20 protein-coding genes are annotated in these 20,964 nt (G+C 68.2%); 14 read left to right on the top strand and 6 right to left on the bottom strand.

Features of this window, described 5'->3' with window-relative positions:
- Positions 1-10: 10 nt before the first annotated feature.
- On the bottom strand, positions 11-601 hold the full coding sequence (locus IFT82_RS00815) for a malonic semialdehyde reductase (protein ID WP_192123443.1): 591 nt from the start codon (positions 599-601) through the stop codon (positions 11-13).
- Entirely contained in the window at positions 601-1,173 is a 573-nt protein-coding gene (locus tag IFT82_RS00810) for a NifU family protein (protein ID WP_192124244.1), read from the bottom strand. Before IFT82_RS00810 ends, IFT82_RS00815 begins: the two co-directional genes overlap by 1 nt.
- Positions 1,174-1,296: 123 nt before the next feature.
- On the opposite strand from IFT82_RS00810, the gene IFT82_RS00805 reads away from it, so the two are divergent.
- Positions 1,297-4,215, top strand: a complete 2,919-nt coding sequence (locus IFT82_RS00805) for a M16 family metallopeptidase (protein WP_192123441.1) — start codon at positions 1,297-1,299, stop codon at positions 4,213-4,215.
- Positions 4,216-4,264: 49 nt separating this feature from the next.
- Here IFT82_RS00805 and IFT82_RS00800 read toward each other — a convergent pair whose 3' ends face one another.
- From IFT82_RS00800 to IFT82_RS00790, 3 genes are read right to left on the bottom strand one after another with little or no spacing between them, the layout of a single operon-like run.
- Positions 4,265-6,052 carry an AMP-dependent synthetase/ligase gene (locus IFT82_RS00800; protein ID WP_192123439.1) on the bottom strand — a complete coding sequence of 596 codons (1,788 nt, stop codon included), beginning with the start codon at positions 6,050-6,052 and terminating at the stop codon, positions 4,265-4,267.
- Positions 6,053-6,096: 44 nt separating this feature from the next.
- Positions 6,097-7,839 carry a gamma-glutamyltransferase gene (gene ggt, locus IFT82_RS00795; RefSeq protein ID WP_244646315.1) on the bottom strand — a complete coding sequence of 581 codons (1,743 nt, stop codon included), beginning with the start codon at positions 7,837-7,839 and terminating at the stop codon, positions 6,097-6,099.
- 40 nt (positions 7,840-7,879) lie between these two features.
- The gene (locus IFT82_RS00790) at positions 7,880-8,914 is read right to left on the bottom strand and encodes a quinone-dependent dihydroorotate dehydrogenase (RefSeq protein ID WP_192123436.1); all 1,035 of its coding nucleotides are present in this window, start codon (positions 8,912-8,914) and stop codon (positions 7,880-7,882) included.
- 163 nt (positions 8,915-9,077) lie between these two features.
- Here IFT82_RS00790 and IFT82_RS00785 point away from each other — a divergent pair, with 163 nt between their 5' ends.
- From IFT82_RS00785 to IFT82_RS00740, 10 genes are read left to right on the top strand one after another with little or no spacing between them, the layout of a single operon-like run.
- Positions 9,078-9,551, top strand: coding sequence for an SUF system Fe-S cluster assembly regulator (locus IFT82_RS00785; protein ID WP_192123428.1), 474 nt, complete (start codon positions 9,078-9,080; stop codon positions 9,549-9,551).
- Positions 9,551-11,035, top strand: a complete 1,485-nt coding sequence (gene sufB, locus IFT82_RS00780; protein WP_192124239.1) for a Fe-S cluster assembly protein SufB — start codon at positions 9,551-9,553, stop codon at positions 11,033-11,035. The genes IFT82_RS00785 and sufB overlap by 1 nt, the downstream gene beginning before the upstream one ends.
- The gene (locus tag IFT82_RS00775) at positions 11,032-11,508 is read left to right on the top strand and encodes an endonuclease domain-containing protein (protein ID WP_192123426.1); all 477 of its coding nucleotides are present in this window, start codon (positions 11,032-11,034) and stop codon (positions 11,506-11,508) included. The genes sufB and IFT82_RS00775 overlap by 4 nt, the downstream gene beginning before the upstream one ends.
- A gap of 2 nt (positions 11,509-11,510) precedes the next feature.
- The gene (gene sufC / locus IFT82_RS00770) at positions 11,511-12,254 is read left to right on the top strand and encodes a Fe-S cluster assembly ATPase SufC (protein WP_192123424.1); all 744 of its coding nucleotides are present in this window, start codon (positions 11,511-11,513) and stop codon (positions 12,252-12,254) included.
- Positions 12,251-13,327 carry a SufD family Fe-S cluster assembly protein gene (locus IFT82_RS00765; protein ID WP_192123422.1) on the top strand — a complete coding sequence of 359 codons (1,077 nt, stop codon included), beginning with the start codon at positions 12,251-12,253 and terminating at the stop codon, positions 13,325-13,327. The genes sufC and IFT82_RS00765 overlap by 4 nt, the downstream gene beginning before the upstream one ends.
- Positions 13,324-14,529, top strand: coding sequence for an aminotransferase class V-fold PLP-dependent enzyme (locus tag IFT82_RS00760; protein WP_192123420.1), 1,206 nt, complete (start codon positions 13,324-13,326; stop codon positions 14,527-14,529). Before IFT82_RS00765 ends, IFT82_RS00760 begins: the two co-directional genes overlap by 4 nt.
- Positions 14,530-14,539: 10 nt before the next feature.
- Positions 14,540-14,995, top strand: coding sequence for an SUF system Fe-S cluster assembly protein (locus tag IFT82_RS00755; protein WP_192123418.1), 456 nt, complete (start codon positions 14,540-14,542; stop codon positions 14,993-14,995).
- Positions 14,995-15,348, top strand: a complete 354-nt coding sequence (locus IFT82_RS00750) for a HesB/IscA family protein (RefSeq protein ID WP_192123415.1) — start codon at positions 14,995-14,997, stop codon at positions 15,346-15,348. The genes IFT82_RS00755 and IFT82_RS00750 overlap by 1 nt, the downstream gene beginning before the upstream one ends.
- A gap of 16 nt (positions 15,349-15,364) precedes the next feature.
- Positions 15,365-16,222, top strand: coding sequence for an MBL fold metallo-hydrolase (locus IFT82_RS00745; RefSeq protein ID WP_192123413.1), 858 nt, complete (start codon positions 15,365-15,367; stop codon positions 16,220-16,222).
- Positions 16,204-16,953, top strand: a complete 750-nt coding sequence (locus IFT82_RS00740; protein ID WP_192123411.1) for a DUF4230 domain-containing protein — start codon at positions 16,204-16,206, stop codon at positions 16,951-16,953. Before IFT82_RS00745 ends, IFT82_RS00740 begins: the two co-directional genes overlap by 19 nt.
- 12 nt (positions 16,954-16,965) lie before the next feature.
- Here IFT82_RS00740 and dcd read toward each other — a convergent pair whose 3' ends face one another.
- Positions 16,966-17,520, bottom strand: coding sequence for a dCTP deaminase (dcd, locus tag IFT82_RS00735; RefSeq protein WP_192123409.1), 555 nt, complete (start codon positions 17,518-17,520; stop codon positions 16,966-16,968).
- A 150-nt stretch (positions 17,521-17,670) separates the two neighbouring features.
- Between dcd and guaD the strand changes: the two genes are divergently transcribed.
- The 3 genes from guaD to IFT82_RS00720 are packed head-to-tail and all read left to right on the top strand — an operon-like array spanning position 17,671 to position 20,920.
- Positions 17,671-18,960 (top strand): guanine deaminase, encoded by a 1,290-nt coding sequence (gene guaD, locus IFT82_RS00730; protein ID WP_192123407.1) that lies wholly within the window; start codon positions 17,671-17,673, stop codon positions 18,958-18,960.
- Positions 18,957-19,964 carry an adenosine deaminase gene (locus tag IFT82_RS00725; RefSeq protein WP_192123405.1) on the top strand — a complete coding sequence of 336 codons (1,008 nt, stop codon included), beginning with the start codon at positions 18,957-18,959 and terminating at the stop codon, positions 19,962-19,964. Before guaD ends, IFT82_RS00725 begins: the two co-directional genes overlap by 4 nt.
- Complete coding sequence (locus IFT82_RS00720; protein ID WP_192123403.1) at positions 19,961-20,920, top strand: bile acid:sodium symporter family protein; 960 nt, start codon at positions 19,961-19,963, stop codon at positions 20,918-20,920. Before IFT82_RS00725 ends, IFT82_RS00720 begins: the two co-directional genes overlap by 4 nt.
- The last annotated feature ends 44 nt before the right edge of the window (positions 20,921-20,964 follow it).

The following is a 20,964-nucleotide window of genomic DNA, read 5'->3' as shown; positions in this document are numbered from 1 at the left end:
TCGCGGCCGTTCAGGCGATCGTGTTGAACCGGTCGAACGCGGGGCGCGGCGAGCGGCCTTGCAGCGTCGCACGGTCGCCATGGCCCAGCGTGGCGATGAAATTGGTCTTCACCGCCGGCTGGTCGCTGAAGAACGCCTTGTCGACCGCACCCGCATCGAACCCGGACATCGGCCCGGTATCCAGCCCCAGCGCCCGCGCCGCCATGATAAGATAGGCGCCCTGCAACGTCGAGTTGCGAAACGCGGAGGCGGCGCGCAGCTCGGCATTGCCGTCGAACCAGCTCTTCGCATCGGTATGCGGGAACAGCTCCGGCAGATGCTCGTGGAACTCGTGATCCATCGCGATGATGACCGCGACCGGCGCCTGGCGGATCTTGTCGGCATTGGTGTCGCTGGCGCAGGCGGCCAGCTTTTCCTTCGCCTCGGCACTGGTACACCAGACGAGGCGGGCGGGAAGCTGGTTGGCGCTGGTCGGCCCCATCTTCATCAGGTCCCAGATCGCGTGCAGATCGGCGTCCGATACCGGTTCGTCGGTATAGTGGTTGAAGGTGCGCGCCTCGGTGAACAACTGGGCGATGGCGGCGGGATCGATCGCGGTCATCAGACGGCCCTTACTTCGGTGACTTCGGGAACGTAATGGCGCAGCAACTGCTCGATGCCGTTCTTCAGCGTCGCACTGGACGACGGGCAACCCGCGCAGGCGCCCTGCATCCGCAGGAACACCTTGCCCTTGTCGAAGCCGCGATAGACGATGTCGCCGCCGTCGTTCGCCACCGCCGGGCGCACCCGCGTTTCGATGAGTTCGCGGATCTGCGCCACGATCTCCGCATCGGCGGGATCGTCGGCGAACGCCTCCTCCTCGGCCGGAACCGAGAAGCCGGCGGAGGGGCCTCGGAACAGCGGCATGTGGGCGGTGAAATGATCGAGCAGGATCGACAGCACGTCGGGCTTCACGTCGCGCCAGTCGATCCCCGGCGCGACCGTGACCGATACGAAGTCACGGCCGAAGAACACGCCGGTCACGTCGCCCAGCCCGAACAGCGCTTCGGCCAGCGGGCTGGCCTCCGCCTCCTCGGGCGTGGCGAAGTCGCGGGTGCCGGCATCCATCACCTGGCGGCCGGGCAGGAATTTCAGCGTTGCCGGGTTCGGCGTGGATTCTGTCTCGATCAGCATATCGGGCATGTGGCCCGGCCGGGGCAGGGGATCAACCCGTCGCAGGCCGAAACGATACGTATCCTGTCGTGGAAATCGCGACAGGTCATGGCGGGATCGTCCCGGCATCGCTAGATGGCGGGCATGACGTCCCTGTCGCGCGCGTTCCGCGCTTCCATCCTGCCCTTCCTCCTCGTCTCGACGTCGCCGCTGGTTGCCCAGCAGCGCGCCGCACGACCCCGGCCGGTCCCGGTGGCGACGCCCGCGCCTGCGCCTGCGCCGGTCGCCGTCGATACGACCGCCTGGCTGTACAAGGGCAGCGACATCGCCCCCGATCCGGCGTGGAGTTTCGGCACCCTGCCCAACGGCCTGCGCTTCGCGGTGCGGCGCAACGGCGTGCCGCCGGGGCAGGTGTCGGTACGGGTCGCGATGGATGTCGGCTCGCTGCACGAGACGGATGCCGAGCGCGGCTATGCGCATTTTATCGAGCATCTGAGCTTCCGGTCATCGGCCTATGTCCCGGATGGCGAGGCGAAGCGGGTGTGGCAGCGGCTGGGCGCGACCTTCGGGTCGGACTCCAACGCGCAGACCACGCCCACCCAGACGCTGTACAAGCTCGACCTGCCCTCCGCGACCGAGGCGGGGATCGACGAGTCGCTTCACATCCTGTCGGGCATGATGGCGGCACCGGTGATGACCGACGCCTCGGTCGATGCCGAACGGCCGATCGTGCTGGCGGAGCGCCGCGAACAGCCCGGCCCGCAGGTCCGTTTCCAGGATGCGCTGCGCGAGACGTTCTTCGCCGGGCAGCGGCTGGCGGAACGGTCACCGATCGGCACCGAAAAGACGCTGCTGGCCGCCAACGGCACCGCCATGAAGGCGTTCCACGATCGCTGGTATCGCCCGAGCCGGGCGGTCGTCATCATCTCCGGTGACATGGACCCGGCACTGTTGTCGCGCCTCGTCGTCAAGCATTTCGCCGGCTGGCGGCCGATCGGCCCCGATCCCGCCGATCCCGATTTCGGCAAGCCCGATCCCGCCAAACCCGCCACCGCCACGATCGTCGAGCCGGGATTACCCTCCGTCGTCGCGATGGCGGTGCTGCGGCCGTGGCAGTTCAATGCCGATACGATCGTCTTCAACCAGAAGCGGATGGTCGACACGATCGCCACCCGTGTCGTCAGCCGCCGGCTGGAGACACGCGCGCGAGGCGGTGCGCCCTTCCTCCAGGCGTCGATCTCGCTGGACGATCAGGAACGCTCCGCCAACGGTACCTTCACCACCATCGTGCCGGTCGGCAACCAATGGGATGCCGCGTTGCGCGAGGTGCGCGCGGTCGTCGCCGATGCGCTCGCCAAGCCGCCGACGCAGGGCGAGATCGACCGCGAACTGGCGGATTACGACACCATCCTGCGCACCGTCGTCGAAACCTCACGCGTCGAGGCGGGCGGCAAGCAGGCCGACGACATGGCCGAGGCGCTGGACATCCGCGAGACGGTGACTGCGCCCGCCACCTCCTATGCGATCTTCAAGGATGCGCGGACCAAGGGGATGTTCACCCCCGATACCGTGCTGGCGTCCACCCGCCGCATCTTCCAGGGGGATGCCACCCGCGCGATCGTCAACACGCCGACGCCCGAAACCGGGGTCGCGGCGAAGCTGGATGCCGCGCTGAAGGCGGACGTGACCGGCCTGGCCGGCAAGCGGCGGGTGCAGGCGGCGGTCGATTTCTCCAGCCTGCCGTCGCTCGGCCAGCCCGGCGCCGTGACCGGCCGTACGACGATGGCGGGGATCGGGCTGGAACGCGTCACCTTCGCCAACGGGGTGCGGCTGCTCGTCTTCTCCAATCCGTCGGAGACGGGGCGGGTCTATGTTCGCACCCGCTTCGGCGGCGGGTACGGCGCGCTGCCGGCCGACCGGCCGACCCCGGCCTGGGCCGCTGACAACGCGCTGGTGGCCAGCGGTGTCGGCAAGCTGGATCAGGGCGATCTGGAGACGCTGTCGGCCGGGCGGCGCATCGGACTCGATTTCGGGATCGATGACGATGCGTTCCTGCTGGGTGCGATGACTTCGCCGGCGGATTACAAGGACCAGCTGAAGCTGATGGCCGCCAAGCTGGCCTTTCCCGGTTGGGACCCTGCACCGATCGCGCGGGCGCGGGCCGGGGCCTTGGCGGCGCAGGCGGGCTTCTCGGCTTCTCCCTCTGGCGTGCTCGGTCGCGATCTGGAAGGGTTGCTGCGTGACGGCGATCCCCGCTTCACCACACCGACCCCGCAACAGATCGGCGAGCTGAATCCGAAGAACTTCCGCAAGCTGTGGCAGCCGCTGCTCGCCACCGGCCCGGTCGAAGTGATGGTGTTCGGCGATGTGAAGACCGACGAAGCGATCGCCGCGGTCGCCGCGACGTTCGGCGCCATGAAACCGCGTGACGGCAATTTGCCGCCCGCCCCAGCAATGCGCTTCCCCGCGCATGTCGCAACCCCGGTGATCCGCACCCATGACGGCGCGGATACGCAGGCGGCGGCGGTGATCGCATGGCCGACCGCAGGCGGCGTCGCGGAAATCCGCACCAGCCGCCAGCTCGACGTGCTGGCGCAACTGTTCTCCGACCGCTTGTTCGAGCGGCTGCGTCAGGCATCGGGCGCCAGCTACAGCCCCTCGGTGCAGAGCCAGTGGCCGATGGGATCGACCAACGGCGGCCGGCTGGTCGCGATCGGGCAGGTCGCGCCCGAGAATGTCGGCCTGTTCTTCCGCCTGTCGCGTGAGATCGCGGCCGATCTGGCGAAGAACCCGGTCGGTGCGGACGAGCTGGAGCGCACCATCAAGCCGATGGGCCAGCAACTGATGCGCGCCTCCACCTCCAGCCAGTTCTGGATGCAGCAGATGGGCGGCGGCACCGTCGACCCCCGCCGCCTGAGCGCGATCGGTACGCTGGGCAGCGACCTGATGGGCACGACGCCGGGCGACATCCAGGCGCTGGCGGCACGCTACCTGCGGCCGGAGACGGACTGGACGCTGGCGGTGTTGCCGAAGGGGAAGGAAGCCGCGGCGGTCGCGAAGTGACCAGCTTCTCCCCTCTCTTGCGGGGAGGGGAGAAGCAGGCGCCGGCCGCCTAGCCCTTGTACAGCGCCTCCAGTCGCTCGCCATACATCTGCCGGATCACGTGACGCCTGATCTTCAGGCTGGGCGTCAGCTGTTCGTTCTCGATCGTGAAGGGTTCGTCGGCCAGGATGAAGCGGCGGACCCGTTCGGTCACCGACAGGTCGCGGTTCACGCGTTCCACCGCCGCCGACAGTGCCGCGCGGTAGTCCAGGTCGTCCATCAGCGCCTTCGCGTCGCAGCCGCGCCCGGTCCTGGCACACCATTCCTGCGTCCAGTCGGGATCGGGCACCAGCAGCGCCACCATATAGGGGCGGCGGTCGCCGGCGATCATCGCCTGCCCGATCTCGGGTTGCAGGGTCAGCATCCCCTCCACCTTCTGGGGCGCGACATTGTCGCCCTTGTCGTTAATGATGAGGTCTTTCTTGCGATCGGTGATGCGCAGGCGGCCGGCCGCGTCGAATTCGCCGATATCGCCGGTGTGCAGCCAGCCGCTCCGCAACACCCGCGCCGTCTCCGCCTCGTTGCGCCAGTATCCGTGCATCACCAGCTCGCCGCGCACAAGAATCTCGCCATCCGCGGCGATCACCACCTCGGTATCGGCGAGCGGCGGGCCGACCGTGTCCATCTTCACGCCGGCGGCGGGCCGGTTGCAGGAGATGACGGGTGCCGCCTCGGTCTGGCCATAGCCCTGCAGGAAGGTGAGGCCGAGCGACTGGAAGAACACGCCGATCTCCGGGTTGAGCGGCGCACCGCCCGATACCATCGCCTTCAGCCGCCCGCCGAACTTACGGCCGATCTTCGGCTTGAACAGCAGGTCCACCGCCCATTGCGACGGCCGGTCGATCAGCCGCAACCGCCCTTCGTGCCGGCGCGCGCCGATGTCGAGCGCGCGCGTGAGCAGCTTCTGCGGCAGACCGCCCTGCTTCTCGATCGTCTTGCTGATCCGCGTCCGCAGCACCTCGAACAGGCGGGGGACGACGAACATGATCGTCGGCCTCACCTCCTCGATATTGCCCGCCAGCTTCTCCAGACCCTCGGCGTAATAGATCTGGCCGCCCAGCCCGATCGGCACGAACTGGCCGCCGCTGTGCTCATAGGCGTGGGACAGGGGCAGGAACGACAGGAACACCTCGTCCCCCCAGCCGAAATCCTCCGCGATCACCGCGACGCAGCCGCCGACATTGTGCAGGATCGCGCCGTGATGCTGCATCACCCCACGCGGCGCGCCGCCGGTGCCGCTGGTGTAGATGATGCAGGCAAGGTCGTCGCGCCGGAAATCCGCCCGCGCCGCCACCGTGGCGGGATCGGTCGCGTGGTCGGCGATCAACCGGTCCCATTGATGCACGTCGAGGCTGGCGGCGGGGGCGCGGATCGCATCGATGCCGATCACCGTCTGCCCCTGGTTCGATCGCAGCACGGCGGGCAGCAGCACGCGCGCCAGCTTGTCGGTCGATACGATGATCGCGCACGCGCCGGAGTTTTCGAGGATGTGCAGGTGATCGCGTTCGGTGTTCGTCGTGTAGGTCGGCACCGTCACGCAGCCCGCGGCCATGATCGCCAGATCGGCGATGCACCATTCCGGCCGGTTCTCCGATACCAGCATCACCCGGTCGCCGCGTTTCAGCCCGATCGCGGTCAGCGCGGTGGCGAGGGCGGCGACCTGCCGCGCCGCCTCCGCCCAGCTGGTGGATTGCCACGCGCCACCTTTCTTCGCCCACAGGAACGGCACATCGCCAAGGTCGTGCGCGCGGGTGAAGAACATGGTGACGAGGTTGGGGAAATGTTCGAGCCTGCGCATTCTCTCTCCGCCCGGCGCATTGCTTCCTGCGCCTGTCATGGTGGTTATTCCGGTGGTCTGCTCAGCAGGCTGCCGACGCGCCTGATGTTGGTGACGCGGCCGTCCTCGCCGATCGCCACGCCCTCGCTGCGGGGATCGGCGGCGCCGACCCAGCGGCCGCCGACGCGCTCGATCGCGTTCGCCTTCAGCCCCAGCGGCGCGACCTTCACGGTTTCGCCCAGCGCCTGCAACGCAGGCACCATCGCCTCCAGCGCGGTGCCCTGTTCGGCGGTCGCGCCGGGGCCGGGCGCATAGAGCAGGCCCATGCCGATCGCGTCCTGCGCGGTCATCTTCCAGTCGAGCACGCCGACCAGCGCCTTGGCGATCTGCGCGATGATGGTGGGGCCACCCGCCGCCCCCAGCGCGAGCCGCACGCTGCCGTCCGGATTATAGACGATCGTCGGCGCCATCGAGCTGCGCGGCCGCTTGCCGCCCTCCACCCGGTTCGCGACGAGATAGCTGTCCCTGGCGGGCACGGTATCGAAATCGGTCAGTTCGTTGTTCAACGGGATGCCGTCCACCGACAGGCCCGATCCAAAATACCCCTCGATCGTGGTCGTCACCTCGACGACGTTGCCGTGCCGGTCGGCCGTGACGAGATCGGTGGTTCCCGCGACCTCGGACGCCGGTACCGGCAGCCGCCGGGGGGCGCCGGGCGGGGTGCCGGCGGCGACGGTCGCGATCGTGCGGTCAGGGGCGATCAGCGCCGACCGGGAGGCGAGGTAGCGCGCGTCGAGCATCCCCTTCACCGGCACGCGGACGTAATCGGGATCGCCGATGTACAGGTTGCGATCCGCATAGGCGAGACGCGAGGATTCGGCGAACAGGTGCCACGCGGTCGCATCGTCCTTGCCCAGCGCGGCCATGTCGAACCGTTCGAGCTGTTTCAGGATCATCAGCACGGTGATTCCCCCGGACGAGGGCGGCCCCATCCCGCAGATGCGATAGACCCGGTACGTCACGCACACCGGCGGGCGAGCCTTGGCATCGTAGCTGGCGAGATCACCGGCGGTCATCTTCGACGGATTGCGCGCCGCGCCGTTGACGGTGGCGACGATCTTCGTGGCCTGCGGCCCGACATAGAAGCTGTCCGCCCCCAGCTTCGCGATCCGTTCCAGCAGGGCGGCTTGCGCCGGGTTGCGCATCGTCACGTCCGGCTTCACCGGCGTGCCATCCGCCATCGTGTAGATCGCGCGCGTCTCCGCCGTGACGTGCTTGCCATAGCGGGCCATGCCGTTGGCCAGGCGCGGCGTCACGGTGAAGCCATCGCGCGCCAGCCGGATCGCCGGGCCGAACAGCGTCGCCCAGGGCAGCGTGCCCGCCTGCCGATGCGCCAGCGCCATGCCGCGCAGCGCGCCCGGCACGCCGACGCTGCGCCCGCCCGGCACCGCTTCGGCATGATCCATCGGCCGGCCGGCCGCGTCGTAGAACCAGTCGGCGGTGGCGGCGGCGGGGGCGGCTTCGCGCGCGTCGATCGTCGTCGTCTTCGCGCCGCGGGCGGCATGGCTGACCCAGAAGCTGCCGCCGCCGATGCCGCTGTTCTGCGGTTCGACCACACCCAGCGCCAGCATCGTCGCGATCGCGGCATCGGTGGCGCTGCCGCCGGCGCGCAGGATTTCCACCCCCGCCATCGCCGCGCGCGGATCGGCGGCGCTGACCATGCCCTGGTCCGGACGCGGTGCCGTGTCGCGGGCAGTCGCCGGTGCGAGGGGCAGGAGGAGCGCGAGCAGCGCGGGCAGCGTTTTCATGATCGCAGACCGTAACGTCCCCGCCGCCACGGGCAAGCCGTCAGGCGTCGATTCCGACCGCTTCGGCCATGTGCGCGAAACCGTCGCGCGCCAGCAGCGCATCCAGGTCGCGCAGCATCCGTGCCGGCAGGCCCGGCCCTTCATAGACCAGCGCGGTATAGAACTGGATCAGGCTGGCGCCGGCGCGGATGCGGGCATAGGCCTCGGCCGCGTCGCCGATCCCGCCGACGGCGACCAGCGTGATCGCGCCGCCCGTCGCCCGGCGGAAATCGGCCAGCCGCTGGCGGGCGAGCGGGGCGAGCGGGGCGCCCGACAGCCCGCCCGTCTCCGCGCCGTTGGCGGAGCGCAGCGCGGGGCGGCTGATCGTGGTGTTGCCGATGATGATCGCATCGACCCGGTGGTCGGCGGCGGCGCGCACGACATCATCGATCCCGGCGGCATCCAGATCGGGCGCGACCTTCAGGAACAACGGCGTATCGCCCCGTGCCTGCGCGCACGCGGCCAGCAGGTCGCGCAGCGCCGCGCCCGATTGCAGGTCGCGCAGGCCCGGCGTGTTGGGGGAGCTGATGTTGATCGTCACGTAATCCGCGACCGGCGCGGCCCCCGCGACGCCCAAAGCATAATCGCCGATGCGGTCGGCGGAATCCTTGTTGGCGCCGACGTTGATGCCCAGCACGCCGCTTCGTTTCGCGGCCTTGGCGTGCGCGAGTCCCGTGGTCAGCCCGTCATTGTTGAAGCCGTAGCGGTTCACCACCGCACGGTCCTCGACCAGCCGGAACAGGCGCGGCGTCGGGTTGCCCGGCTGCGGGCGCGGCGTCAGCGTGCCGATCTCCACCGCGCCGAAGCCGAGGCCGAAGAACCCGGCGATCGCCTCGCCGTTCTTGTCCACCCCCGCCGCCAGCCCGACCGGGTTGGCGAAGTCGATACCCGCCACGCGGCTGGCCAGCCGGGGAAACGCATCCGGCGCGCGGCCCAGCGGGGCACCGATCCGGCCCCACGCCTTCAGCGCCCTGACGGTCAGCAGATGTGCGCGTTCGGCGTCGAGGGCGAAGAGGGCGGGGTGGTAGAAGGCCATGATTGACCCTCTGCCCTGTACGGCGTGAAACGAGAAGGGTGGATCGCCTGTCCGTTCGAACGCCACCCGCCCGCGCCCTGCGAGTCGTTTGCAAAGATAGCGGTTGATTCGCCTCCCGCGCTGCACCATCTGCCCAATCGGAATGAATTGGTCCGATTAGCCTATGCGCCTGTCCTCCCTTGCCGACTACGCGGTCGTGATGCTGTCCGCTGCCGCCCGCCGTTGCGGGTCGGCGGGGCGGTGCAACGCCACGATGCTGGCGGAGGAAACCGGCGTGCCGTTGCCGACCGCGCAGAAACTGGTCAGCCGCCTGTCCGCGGCCGGCCTGCTGGAAAGCACGCGCGGCACCGGTGGCGGCTTCCGTCTTGCACGGCCGGCGGCGGCGATCAGCCTCGCCGACATCGTCGAGGCGGTGGAGGGGCCGATCGCGCTGACCGCGTGCGTCGACCACCGGGCCGACGATTGCGCGATCGAGGGGAACTGCCGGGTCAAGCCGCACTGGAGCGTCGTCAACGGCGCGGTGCGGGGGGCGCTGGCCGGGGTCAGCCTCGCCCAGTTGTCGGCGCCCCAATCAACGGCCTCCGAGTTATCGGCCCCCAAATTACCGGACCATGTGCCGGATGTGGAGATTGCATGATGGCGACCAAGAACGCCGAAGCCTATGCCGCCGTATCCAAGACGTATGAATGGGGTTTCTCCTCGGACATCGAACAGGAATTCGCGCCCAAGGGCCTGTCCGAGGATACCGTCCGCTATATCTCCGCCAAGAAGGGCGAGCCGGCGTGGATGCTCGACTGGCGGCTGAAGGCGTTCCGGCTGTGGCAGACGATGGACGCGCCCGACTGGTCGAAGCTGAACGTGCCGCCGATCGATTATCAGAACGCCTATTATTATGCGGAGCCCAAGGCGAAGCCGAAGCTGGGTTCGCTGGACGAGGTCGATCCGGAAATCCTGCGCGTCTATGAGAAGCTGGGTATCCCGATCGCCGAGCAGAAGATGCTCGCGGGCGTCGAGGATCTGGACGAGGACGGCCAGCCCAAGCGTCGCGTCGCGGTGGACGCGGTGTTCGACAGCGTGTCGGTCGCCACCACCTTCCGCAAGGAACTGGAGGCCGCCGGCGTCATCTTCCGCTCGATCAGCGAGGCGATCAAGGAATATCCCGATCTGGTCCGCAAGTGGCTGGGCAAGGTGGTGCCGCAGCGGGATAATTACTTTGCGACCCTGAACTCGGCGGTCTTCTCGGACGGTACGTTCGTCTATATTCCCGAGGGCGTCCGCTGCCCGATGGAATTGTCGACCTATTTCCGCATCAACGCGGAGAATACCGGCCAGTTCGAACGGACCCTGATCGTCGCCGACAAGGGCAGCTATGTCAGCTATCTGGAGGGCTGCACCGCGCCGATGCGCGACGAGAACCAGTTGCATGCCGCGGTGGTGGAACTGGTCGTGTTGGACGATGCCGAGATCAAGTATTCGACCGTTCAGAACTGGTATCCCGGCGACGAGAACGGCGTCGGGGGCATCTACAATTTCGTCACCAAGCGCGCGCTGTGCCAGGGGCGAAACAGCAAGGTGTCGTGGACGCAGGTCGAAACCGGCAGCGCGATCACGTGGAAATATCCGTCCTGCGTGCTGGCGGGCGATGGATCGGTCGGCGAATTCTATTCGGTCGCGGTGACCAACAACCGCCAGCAGGCCGATACCGGCACCAAGATGATCCACCTCGGCAAGAACACGAAGTCGACGATCGTGTCGAAGGGGATTTCGGCCGGGCGCAGCGACAACACCTATCGCGGCCTGGTGCGCGTCGCCCCGACCGCGGAGGGGGTGCGCAACTTCACCCAGTGCGACAGCCTATTGCTGGGCGACCAGTGCGGCGCGCACACCATCCCCTATATCGAAATCCGCAATCCTTCGGCGCAGATCGAGCACGAGGCGACGACCTCGAAGATCAGCGAGGACCAGTTGTTCTACGCGATGTCGCGCGGGCTGGATCAGGAGGCGGCGGTCGCCCTGATCGTCAACGGCTTCGCGCGCGAGGTGCTGAAGCAGCTGCCGATGGAATTCGCGGTCGAGGCGCAGAAGCTGTTGGGGATTTCGCTGGAAGGCTCGGTGGGATGACGCCGCAGGACGATGCGAAGCGCCTGAACTCCCCTCCCCTTCAGGGGAGGGGCCGGGGGTGGGGCCTTTCCGCGAACGCCATCGCCAGCGTGCAAGGTCACGCCGCCGCGATGCGTCGCGATCCGACCGAACCGGAAAAGCGGCTATGGTCGCATCTGTCGCGGTCGCAACTGGGTGGTTTCAAGTTCCGACGTCAGGCGGCGATCGGCTCACGCATCGCGGACTTCCTCTGCCCGCAGCACCGGCTGGTAGTCGAGATTGACGGGCATACACATTTCGATGCGGCCATGGATGCGCAGCGCGACGCTGAATTGGCGGCTCTTGGATATCGCACGATCCGCTACACCAACACCGATGTGATGCAGAACGTCGAAGGCGTGTTGCAGCACCTGCTGTCCGAATTGCATGCGTTGCCCGTGCGGCAGGCGCCCCACCCCAACCCCTCCCCTGAAGGGGAGGGGCTAGAGAGATGACGATGCTCAAGATTGAAAACCTCCACGCCGAGATCGACGGCAAGGAAATCCTGAAGGGCCTGTCCCTCACCGTGAACGCGGGCGAAATCCATGCGATCATGGGGCCGAACGGCGCGGGCAAGTCGACGCTGGGTTATGTGCTGGGCGGACGGCCCGGTTACGAGGTGACCGGCGGATCGATCGAGTTCGACGGGCAGGACCTGCTGGAGCTGGAGCCGCACCAGCGCGCCGCCGCCGGCGTGTTCCTGGGCTTCCAGTATCCGGTCGAGATTCCCGGCGTGTCCAACGTGCAGTTCCTGCGCGAGGCGCTGAACGCGCAGCGGGGGCAGCGCGACGAAAAGCCGCTGTCGGGCGCGGAGTTCCTGAAGCTGGCGCGCGAGGAGGCGCGCAAGCTGGACATGGATGCCGAGATGCTGAAGCGCCCGGTCAATGTCGGCTTCTCCGGCGGCGAGAAGAAGCGCAACGAGATGGTGCAGATGGGCATCGTCAACCCCAAGTTCGCGATCCTCGACGAAACCGATAGCGGGCTCGACATCGATGCGCTGCGCATCGTCGGCGACGGCATCAACCGTATCATGCGCGCGCCCGACAAGGCGGTGCTGCTCATCACCCATTACCAGCGCCTGCTCGACTACGTGCAGCCCGATGTCGTCCATGTGCTGGCGGACGGCCGCATCGTCCGGTCCGGCGGCGCCGAACTGGCGCACGAACTGGAGCGCGAGGGCTATGCGCAGGTGACCGCGTGAGCGTGATCGAACTCCCCTCCACCCGTGAGGAGGCCTGGCGCTGGGCCGATCCCGATGCGATCGCCACCGCCGCCGCGCTGCCGCGTGCGGCCGTATCGCCGGATGTGGCCGGGAACTGGTTCGACCTGCCGGGCGCGCGGATCGTGGTGCGCGACGGGGTGATCGACACTGCCGCCAGCGACCTGCACCGCGTCGAACTGCGCAGCGTCGAGGCGGGCGAGCATGCGCTGGGCGCGCGGGCGACCGGCGCCGGCTGGGCGCTGCATCTGGCCGAGGATGCCGCCGCGCATCCGGTGCAGATCGTTCATGTCTCCGCCGGCGGGGCCAATCACCTGCCGTCCGAAATCGTACTGGCCGACGATGCCGCCGCGCAGGTGATCGAAACCTATATCGGCGCGGGCTGGGCCAACCGGTATCTGCGCGTCACGCTGGGCAAGGCGGCGCGGCTGATGCGGTCGGTGCGGCTGGTGCAGGATGGCGGGTTCGTCTCCCTGCGGGAGGATGCGGCGCTCGGCACCGGGGCCAGCCTCGTTACCGTATTCCTCGGCGCGGGCGCGGCGGGAACGCGGATCGATGCGACGATCGTCGCGGGTGAGGGGGCGTTCGCCGATTATGGCGGCGCGCTGCTGACCGCCGGCGAACAGAAGCAGGAATGCGCGGTCACCGTCCGTCATGCCGAACCGAACGGCAGCAGCCAGCAGGTGTGGCGCGCGGTCGCCGCCGATCGCTCCACCGCCAGCCTGGCGGCGCGGGTCGAGGTGGCGCGCCACGCACAGAAGACCGACGGCGTCCAGTCGTTGCGCGGCCTGCTGCTGAAGCGGACCGCCACCGTCAATCTGAAGCCGGAACTGGAGATTTTCGCCGACGACGTGAAGTGCGCGCATGGCGCGACGGTCGGCGAACTCGATGCCCGTGCGCTGTTCTACATGGAAAGCCGTGGCATCCCGAAATCGCGTGCGCAGGCGTTGCTGACGACGGCGTTCGTCGCCGACGCGCTCGACCGGATCGGTGACGAGACGGTGCGCGACGCGTTTTCGGCGGATGCCGAGGCATGGCTGGGGCAGGCGTTATGAACGGCACCGCCCCCCTCGACACGCTGGCCGATTTTCCCGCGATCCCGGCGGGCTGGGCGTATCTCGATACCGCCGCCACCGCGCAGAAGCCGCAGGCGGTCGTCGACGCGATCACCCGCGCGTACGGCGAAACCTACGCCACCGTGCATCGCGGCGTATACCAGCGATCGGCGGACATGACGGTGGCGTACGAGGCCGCGCGCGCCCGCGTCGCCCGGTTCATCGGGGCCGGCAGTCCCGAGGAATGCGTGTTCGTGCGCGGCGCGACCGAGGCGATCAACCTCGTCGCGCAATGCTGGGCGGGGACGCAGCTCAAGGCGGGCGACCGCATCATGCTGTCGATGCTGGAGCATCACAGCAATATCGTGCCGTGGCAGATGATCGCCGAACGCGTCGACGCCGCGATCGATGTCGCGCCGCTGACCGCGGACGGCCGCATCGATCTGGATGCGATGGCCGACATGCTGACCGAGCGGCACAAGCTGGTCGCGCTGGCGCATGTCTCCAACGTGCTCGGCTCGGTCCTCGATGTGGAACGCGCGGTCGCGCTGGCGCACGGGGTCGGCGCGAAGATCCTGATCGACGGGTGCCAGTCGGTCCCGCGCGTGCGCGTGGACGTGGCGGCGCTCGGGTGCGACTTCTATGTCTTTTCGGGACACAAGCTTTACGGCCCGACCGGGATCGGCGTGCTGTGGGCGCGGCCTGAACTGCTCGATGCGATGCCGCCCTGGCAGGGCGGCGGATCGATGATCGACCGGGTCAGCTTCCAGCGCACCACCTATGCCCCGCCGCCCGGCCGGTTCGAGGCGGGAACGCCGCACATCGTCGGCGCGCTGGGGCTGCATGCGGCGATCGATTATGTCGACGGCATCGGCCGCGATCGCATCCACCTGCACGAGACGGCACTGGTGGCCCGCACGCGCGAGGCACTGGGCGCGATCAACAGCGTCCGCCTGCTCGGCCCCGCCGACAGCGCCGGAATCGTGAGTTTCACGATCGAGGGGGTGCATCCGCACGACATCGGCACCATCTTGGACGAGGGCCGGGTGGCGATCCGTGCCGGCCATCATTGCGCGCAGCCGCTGATGGAGGCGATGGGCGTGGCGGCGACCGCACGGGCCAGCTTCGGCGTGTATAACGGTCCGCAGGATGTCGATGCGCTGGTCGCCGGCATCGAACGGGTCACGCGAATCTTTGGATAGGAATGACGGCATGAGCGGCTTCGAGGTCGAGGAAGTGGACGGCGTAGCGCCCCCGCCCAAGGCGCGGGTCGATGACGGGGCGGCCCCCGCAGTGCGCGAGCGCGATTACCTGTCGGGTTTCCTGGCGCAACGCCCGCGTGAGGATGCGCCCGGCGAACCCGGCGGCGCGCTGTACGACAGCATCATCGAGGCGCTGAAGGAGATCTACGATCCGGAAATCCCGGTCAACATCTACGATCTCGGCCTGATCTACGGCGTCGACGTGACGGAGAACGGCCATGCCGCCGTCACCATGACGCTGACGACGCCGAACTGCCCGGTCGCGGAATCGATGCCGGCCGAGGTGGAACTGCGCGTCTCTGCCGTGCCGGGCGTCTCCACCGCCGACGTCAACCTTGTCTGGGACCCGGCATGGGATCCGCAGAAGATGTCGGACGAGGCCAAGCTAGAACTGGGGATGCTGTAATGGCCACCACGCTGCGCGCGCGGCCCGCCGCACTGAACCTGACTTCCTCCGCCGAAGCGCGGATCGCCGACCTGATGGCGCGCGCGCCGGCGGGAACGGTGGGCGTCAAGCTGTCGACCCCGCGGCGCGGTTGTTCCGGCCTCGCCTATTCGGTCGACTATGTCGCCGAAGGCAAGCCGTTCGACGAGCGGATCGAGACGCCCGGTGGCGTGCTGTTCGTCGATGGCGGATCGATCCTGTATCTGATCGGATCGACGATGGACTGGGTGGAGGACGATTTCACCGCCGGCTTTGTCTTCGCCAATCCCAATGCCAAGGGCGCGTGCGGCTGCGGCGAAAGCTTTACGGTTTGAGCGCGGCCGACTGACGATGGCCGATCTGCCGACCGGCCTGCCGATCCGGCTGGAACCGCTGGTGACGCGCATCCTCGCGCCGAACCCGTCCGCCTATACCCACACCGGCACGCAGACGCACATCGTCGGCGACCGGGACGTGGCGGTGATCGATCCCGGCCCCGACGATCCCGCGCACCTCGCGGCGATCATGGCCGCGATCGACGGGCGGCCGGTGCGCGCGATCGTCATCACCCACCACCACCGCGACCACAGCCCCGCCAGCCGCCCGCTCGCCGCCGCGACGGGGGCACCGGTCACCGGTGCCGCCCCGTTCGCCGCCGCCGGCGATGCCGGGCGCGCCGATGCGTCGTTCGATCACGCCTATGCGCCCGATCGCGTGCTGGCGGAGGGCGATACGGTCGGCAGCGACGGCTGGACGCTGACCGCGCTGGCGACGCCGGGTCACACCTCCAACCACCTGTGCTTCGCGCTGGCGGAAACGCAGGCGTTGTTCTCCGGCGATCACGTGATGGGCTGGGCGACCAGCGTCGTCTCTCCGCCGGATGGTGATATGGGCGCGTATATGGCGAGCCTCGAACGGCTGCTGGAACGCGATGACCGCATTTATTACCCCGGCCACGGTGAGGCGGTGGAAAACCCGCGCCGGCTGGTGCGCGGGATGCTGGGTCATCGCAGGCAGCGCGAGGGGCAGATATTAAGGCTGCTGCGCGAGGACGCGCAGCGCACGGACGCGATGGTCGGGCGGATGTATGCCGGGCTCGATCCGCGACTGGTGCCGGCGGCGGCGCGATCGGTGCTGGCGCATCTGTACGATCTCGGTCGGCGCGGCTTGGTGATCGAGGAGGGAGAGACATGGCGGATCGCAGCGTGACCGAACCGATGGCCCAGCATCCCGCGCAACAGCCGGCACGCGCCGGCATCGGGGCGTTCCTGATCAAGGCGACCGGAGTGGTGCTGATCCTCGTCCTTGCGGTCCTGATCGGCTTGTGGGGTGTGCAGCGTTATGTCGACGAACGGCTGACTCCCGATCCGACGACGATCGCGAGCGCCAGCTTGCAGGGGCTGCGCGAACAGAACCGGCTGTCCGCCTTTGCCGCGCGCTATGTCGCGGTCGTCACCTCGCGCCAGTCCCAACTCGGTTTCTCGACCGAAAAGACGCTCATCATGCCCGGCTCCGTCCGGTACGAGGTTGATCTCGGCAAGCTGACGGAGCGCGACGTGGCGTGGGACGCGGGCACCCGGACGCTGGCGGTGCGGCTGCCCGCGGTCGAGGTGGATGGCCCGCAGGTCGATCTGGCGGCGATCCGCGAATATGGCACCGGCGGCGTGCTGACGACCTTCACCGATGCCGAAGCGCGGCTCGACGCCGTCAACCGTGCGCGCGGCCAGGCCGAACTGTTGCGGCAGGCGCGCGAACCGACCGCGCTGCGCCTCGCCCGCGATGCCACTCGTCGCGCGGTGGAGCGGAGTTTCGGCCTGCCGCTGCGCGCTGCCGGGGTGGACGCGAAAATCGTCGTCCGCTTCGCCGACGATCCCGTCGCAAACGGCGAACAATGGGATGTATCCCGCTCGATCGGTGAGGTGCTGGGGAACCGCCGGTAAGCCGGCGGGCGATCACAATCGCGGCAGGGTGACCCCGCGCTGACCCATATATTTGCCGGCCCGGTCGGCATAGCTCGTCTCGCACGGTTCGCTGCCCTTCAGGAACAGGAACTGGCATGCACCCTCATTGGCGTAGATGCGCGCCGGCAACGGGGTGGTGTTCGAGAATTCGAGCGTGACGTGCCCTTCCCATTCCGGTTCCAGCGGGGTGACGTTCACGATGATGCCGCAGCGCGCATAGGTCGATTTGCCCAGGCAGATGACCAGCACGTCGCGTGGCACCCGGAAATATTCCACCGTCCGGGCGAGCGCGAAGCTGTTGGGCGGGATGATGCAGACATCGGTCTTGCGATCGACGAAGCTGTTGGCCGCGAAGTTCTTCGGATCGACGATCGCACTGTCGACATTGGTGAAGATCTTGAACTCGTCCGCCACCCGCGCGTCATAGCCGTAGGAGGACAGGCCGTAGCTGATGCAGCCGTCGCGTCGCTGCGCCTCCACGAAGGGTTCGATCATCCCGTCGGCGATGGCGCGTTCGCGAATCCAGCGATCGGACAGGATGGACATGGCAAGGGCTCCGGCAGGGGATCGTGCCGCTCCTTGCGGCGAAGCGTCCGCCGGTACAAGCGTGGCGTTCGTCGAGGGGAACCGCGCCTTCGACGGGCGGTTGGTTCCGGATGCTGTCCCGCAGCATGGGGCGATGGAGGAAAATCAGGCATGATCCACGCCTTTCGCGCCGAATTGCTGAGCGTGCCCGACGATCCCGCCCATGGCGGCATACCCGTCCACCATCCCGACGGGCTGATGGTGGTGGAAGACGGACTGGTCGTCGCGTTCGGCGCCTTTGCCGACCTTGGCGATCGGTTCGCCGATGTGCCGGTCGAACATTTTCCCGGCGGGCTGATCGTTCCGGGCTTCGTCGATGCGCATGTCCATTATCCGCAGACCGACCGGATCGCCGCGCATGGCGAGCAATTGCTGCAATGGCTCGATCGCCACATCTTTCCCGAGGAACGCCGCTTCGCCGATCGCGCCCATGCCGACGCGGTCGCGGCGTTCTTCCTCGATGAACTGCTCCGCAACGGCACGACCAGTGCGCTGGTGTTCGCCACCGTCCATGCCACATCGGTCGATGCGCTGTTCGAGGCGGCGCTGGAACGGGACATGCGGATCGTATCGGGCAAGGTGCTGATGGATGCCGGGCCGGCCATATTGCGCGACACCGTCGACAGCGGGCGGAACGACAGCGAGGCGCTGATCCGGCGCTGGCGCGGGCGCGGGCGGCTGGGATACGCGGTGACGCCCCGGTTCGTCCTGACCTCCAGTGATGCGCAACTGGCGGCGGCCAGCGCGCTGGTCGCGGCGCATCCCGACGTGCTGATGCACACGCATCTGGCCGAGAACCACGGCGAGGTCGCGGCGGTGGCCGAGCGCTTTCCCGACGCGGTGGACTATCTGGCGGTGTACGACCGGTTCGAGCTGGTCACCGACCGGTCGGTCTTCGCGCACGGCATCCATCTGGACGACCGGGCGCTGGCGCGGATGGGGGCGGCCGGCAGCGGCATCGCCTTCTGCCCCACATCCAACCTGTTCCTGGGATCGGGACTGTTCGATCTGGCGCGGGCGGACGCGCACGGGGTGACGGTGGGGCTGGGCAGCGATGTCGGCGCGGGCACCAGCTTTTCCGCGTTGGCGACGATGGGGGAGGCGTACAAGGTGGGGCAGTTGCGTGGCACCAGCCTCGATCCGTTCCGCGCGCTGTATCTCGCTACCATGGGCGGGGCGCGGCTGATGGGGCTGGGCGAGCGGATCGGTACGTTGCGGGTGGGGCAGGAGGCGGATTTCGTCGTGCTCGATCCCGCCGCCACGCCGCTGCTGGCGCGCCGCACCGCCGGCGCCACCCTTGCCGAGCGGCTGTTCGCCCTCCAGATTCTGGGGGACGACCGCGCGGTAGCACATTGCTATCTCCGGGGCCGCCGCGCCCACAGCCGACAGGATCACGCATGACCGATTTCCACGCCGCCATCCCCAAGGCCGAACTGCACCTGCATATCGAAGGCACGCTGGAACCGGAGATGATGGTCGCGCTGGCCGCGCGCAATCGCGTCGCCATCCCGTTTGCGTCGGTGGAGGAGGTCCGCGCGGCGTACCGCTTCACCGATCTCCAGAGCTTTCTCGACATCTATTATGCCGGGGCGGAGGTGCTGCGCACCGAGGAGGATTTCCACGATCTTGCCGCCGCCTATTTCGACCGGGCCGCCGCCGACGGCGTGGTTCATGCCGAGATATTCTTCGATCCGCAGACCCATACTCATCGCGGCATCCCGTTCGATACAGTCGCGCGCGGGCTGTTCGCGGCGGTCGAGGGCGCGCAGGCGAAGCACGGCATGACGGTGGGAATCATCATGAGCTATCTCCGCCATCTGGATGAGGACGACGCCTTCGCCACGTTGAAGCTCGCCGAGCCTTGGCTCGACCGGTTCGTCGGTGTCGGGCTCGATTCGTCGGAGGTAGGCAATCCGCCCGCCAAGTTCGCGCGCGTTTTCGCCGCCTCGCGCGAGCGGGGGCTGAAACTGTGCGCCCATGCCGGCGAGGAGGGACCGCCTGCCTACATCCACGAGGCGCTCGACGTGCTGAAGGTCGACCGGATCGATCACGGCAACCGCGCGATGGAGGACCCGGCGCTGGTCGCGCGACTGGCACGGGAGGCTATGACGCTGACGGTGTGCCCGCTGTCCAACGTGGCGCTGCGCAACGTCGACACGCTGGCCGCGCATCCGATCGACCGGATGCTGGACGCGGGCCTGCGCGCGACGATCCACTCCGACGATCCGGCCTATTTCGGCGGCTACATCGCCGAGAATTTCCGCAGCCTCGCCGCCGCACGCAACCTGTCGCGCGCGCAGGTGGTGACGCTGGCGCGCAACAGCTTCGTCGGTGCGTTTCTGACCGACGCGGCGCTGGCCGGGCATCTCGCCACGCTCGACACCTTCGCCCGCGCCCATCCATGATCCGGCGTTTCCTGTCGCTGTTCGAGCCATTCATCCTGATGCTGCTCGGCACGGTGTTGCTGGCCAGCATCCTGCCGCCGCGCGGGGTGATCGCCATGATCGTCGGGGCGGCGGCGGATATCGGCATCGTCCTGCTGTTCTTCCTGCACGGCGCCCGCCTGTCGCGCGAGGCGATCCGGGCGGGGGCGAGCAACTGGCGATTGCACGCAGCGGTGCTGGCGGTGACCTTCGTCGTGTTCCCGCTGTTCGGGCTGGGGCTGAGCCGGATCATGACCGGGCCGGTCGCGGCGGGCATCCTGTTCCTGACGCTGCTGCCGTCAACGGTGCAGTCCTCGATCGCGTTCACCGCGATCGCGCGGGGCAACGTCGCGGCAGCGGTGTGCAGCGCGTCCTTCTCCAATCTGCTCGGCATCGTCGTCACGCCGTTGCTGGTGGCGTGGCTGATGGGGGGGGCGGGATCGATCTCGCTGGATTCGATCGAGGCGATCGTGCTGCAATTGCTGGTGCCGTTCGTGGCGGGGCACCTGTTGCGGCCGTGGATCGGTGCATGGGTGACGCGGCAGAAGACGATGCTGACCGTGGTCGATCGCGGGTCGATCCTGCTCGTCGTCTATTCCGCGTTCGGCGCGGCGGTGGTGGAGGGGCTGTGGCATCGCCTGTCGCCGGGCGATCTGGCGCTGGTGGCGCTGATCTGCTGCGTGCTGCTGGCGTTGGTGCTGTTCGTCACCTGGGGGCTGGGATCGTTGCTGGGGCTGAACCGCGAGGATGCGATCGTGCTGCAATTCTGCGGGTCGAAGAAGAGCCTCGCCTCCGGCGTCCCGATGGCGGGCGTGCTGTTCGCGCCGGCGCAGGTGGGGGTGGTGCTGTTGCCGGTGATGCTGTTCCACCAGATTCAGCTGATCGCCTGCGCGATGATCGCGCGCCGTTATGCCGAACGGCCGGCCGATCCGACATAACCCTGACCGAAAAAGAAAATATGCCACCGTCCTGTCATCAACGC

Source organism: Sphingomonas sp. CFBP 8760 (assembly GCF_014841615.1).
In the GTDB taxonomy this organism is placed as follows: Bacteria; Pseudomonadota; Alphaproteobacteria; order Sphingomonadales; family Sphingomonadaceae; genus Sphingomonas.
Note: the sequence above shows the minus strand (reverse complement) of the source record. Positions and strands in the feature narration are given on the sequence as shown.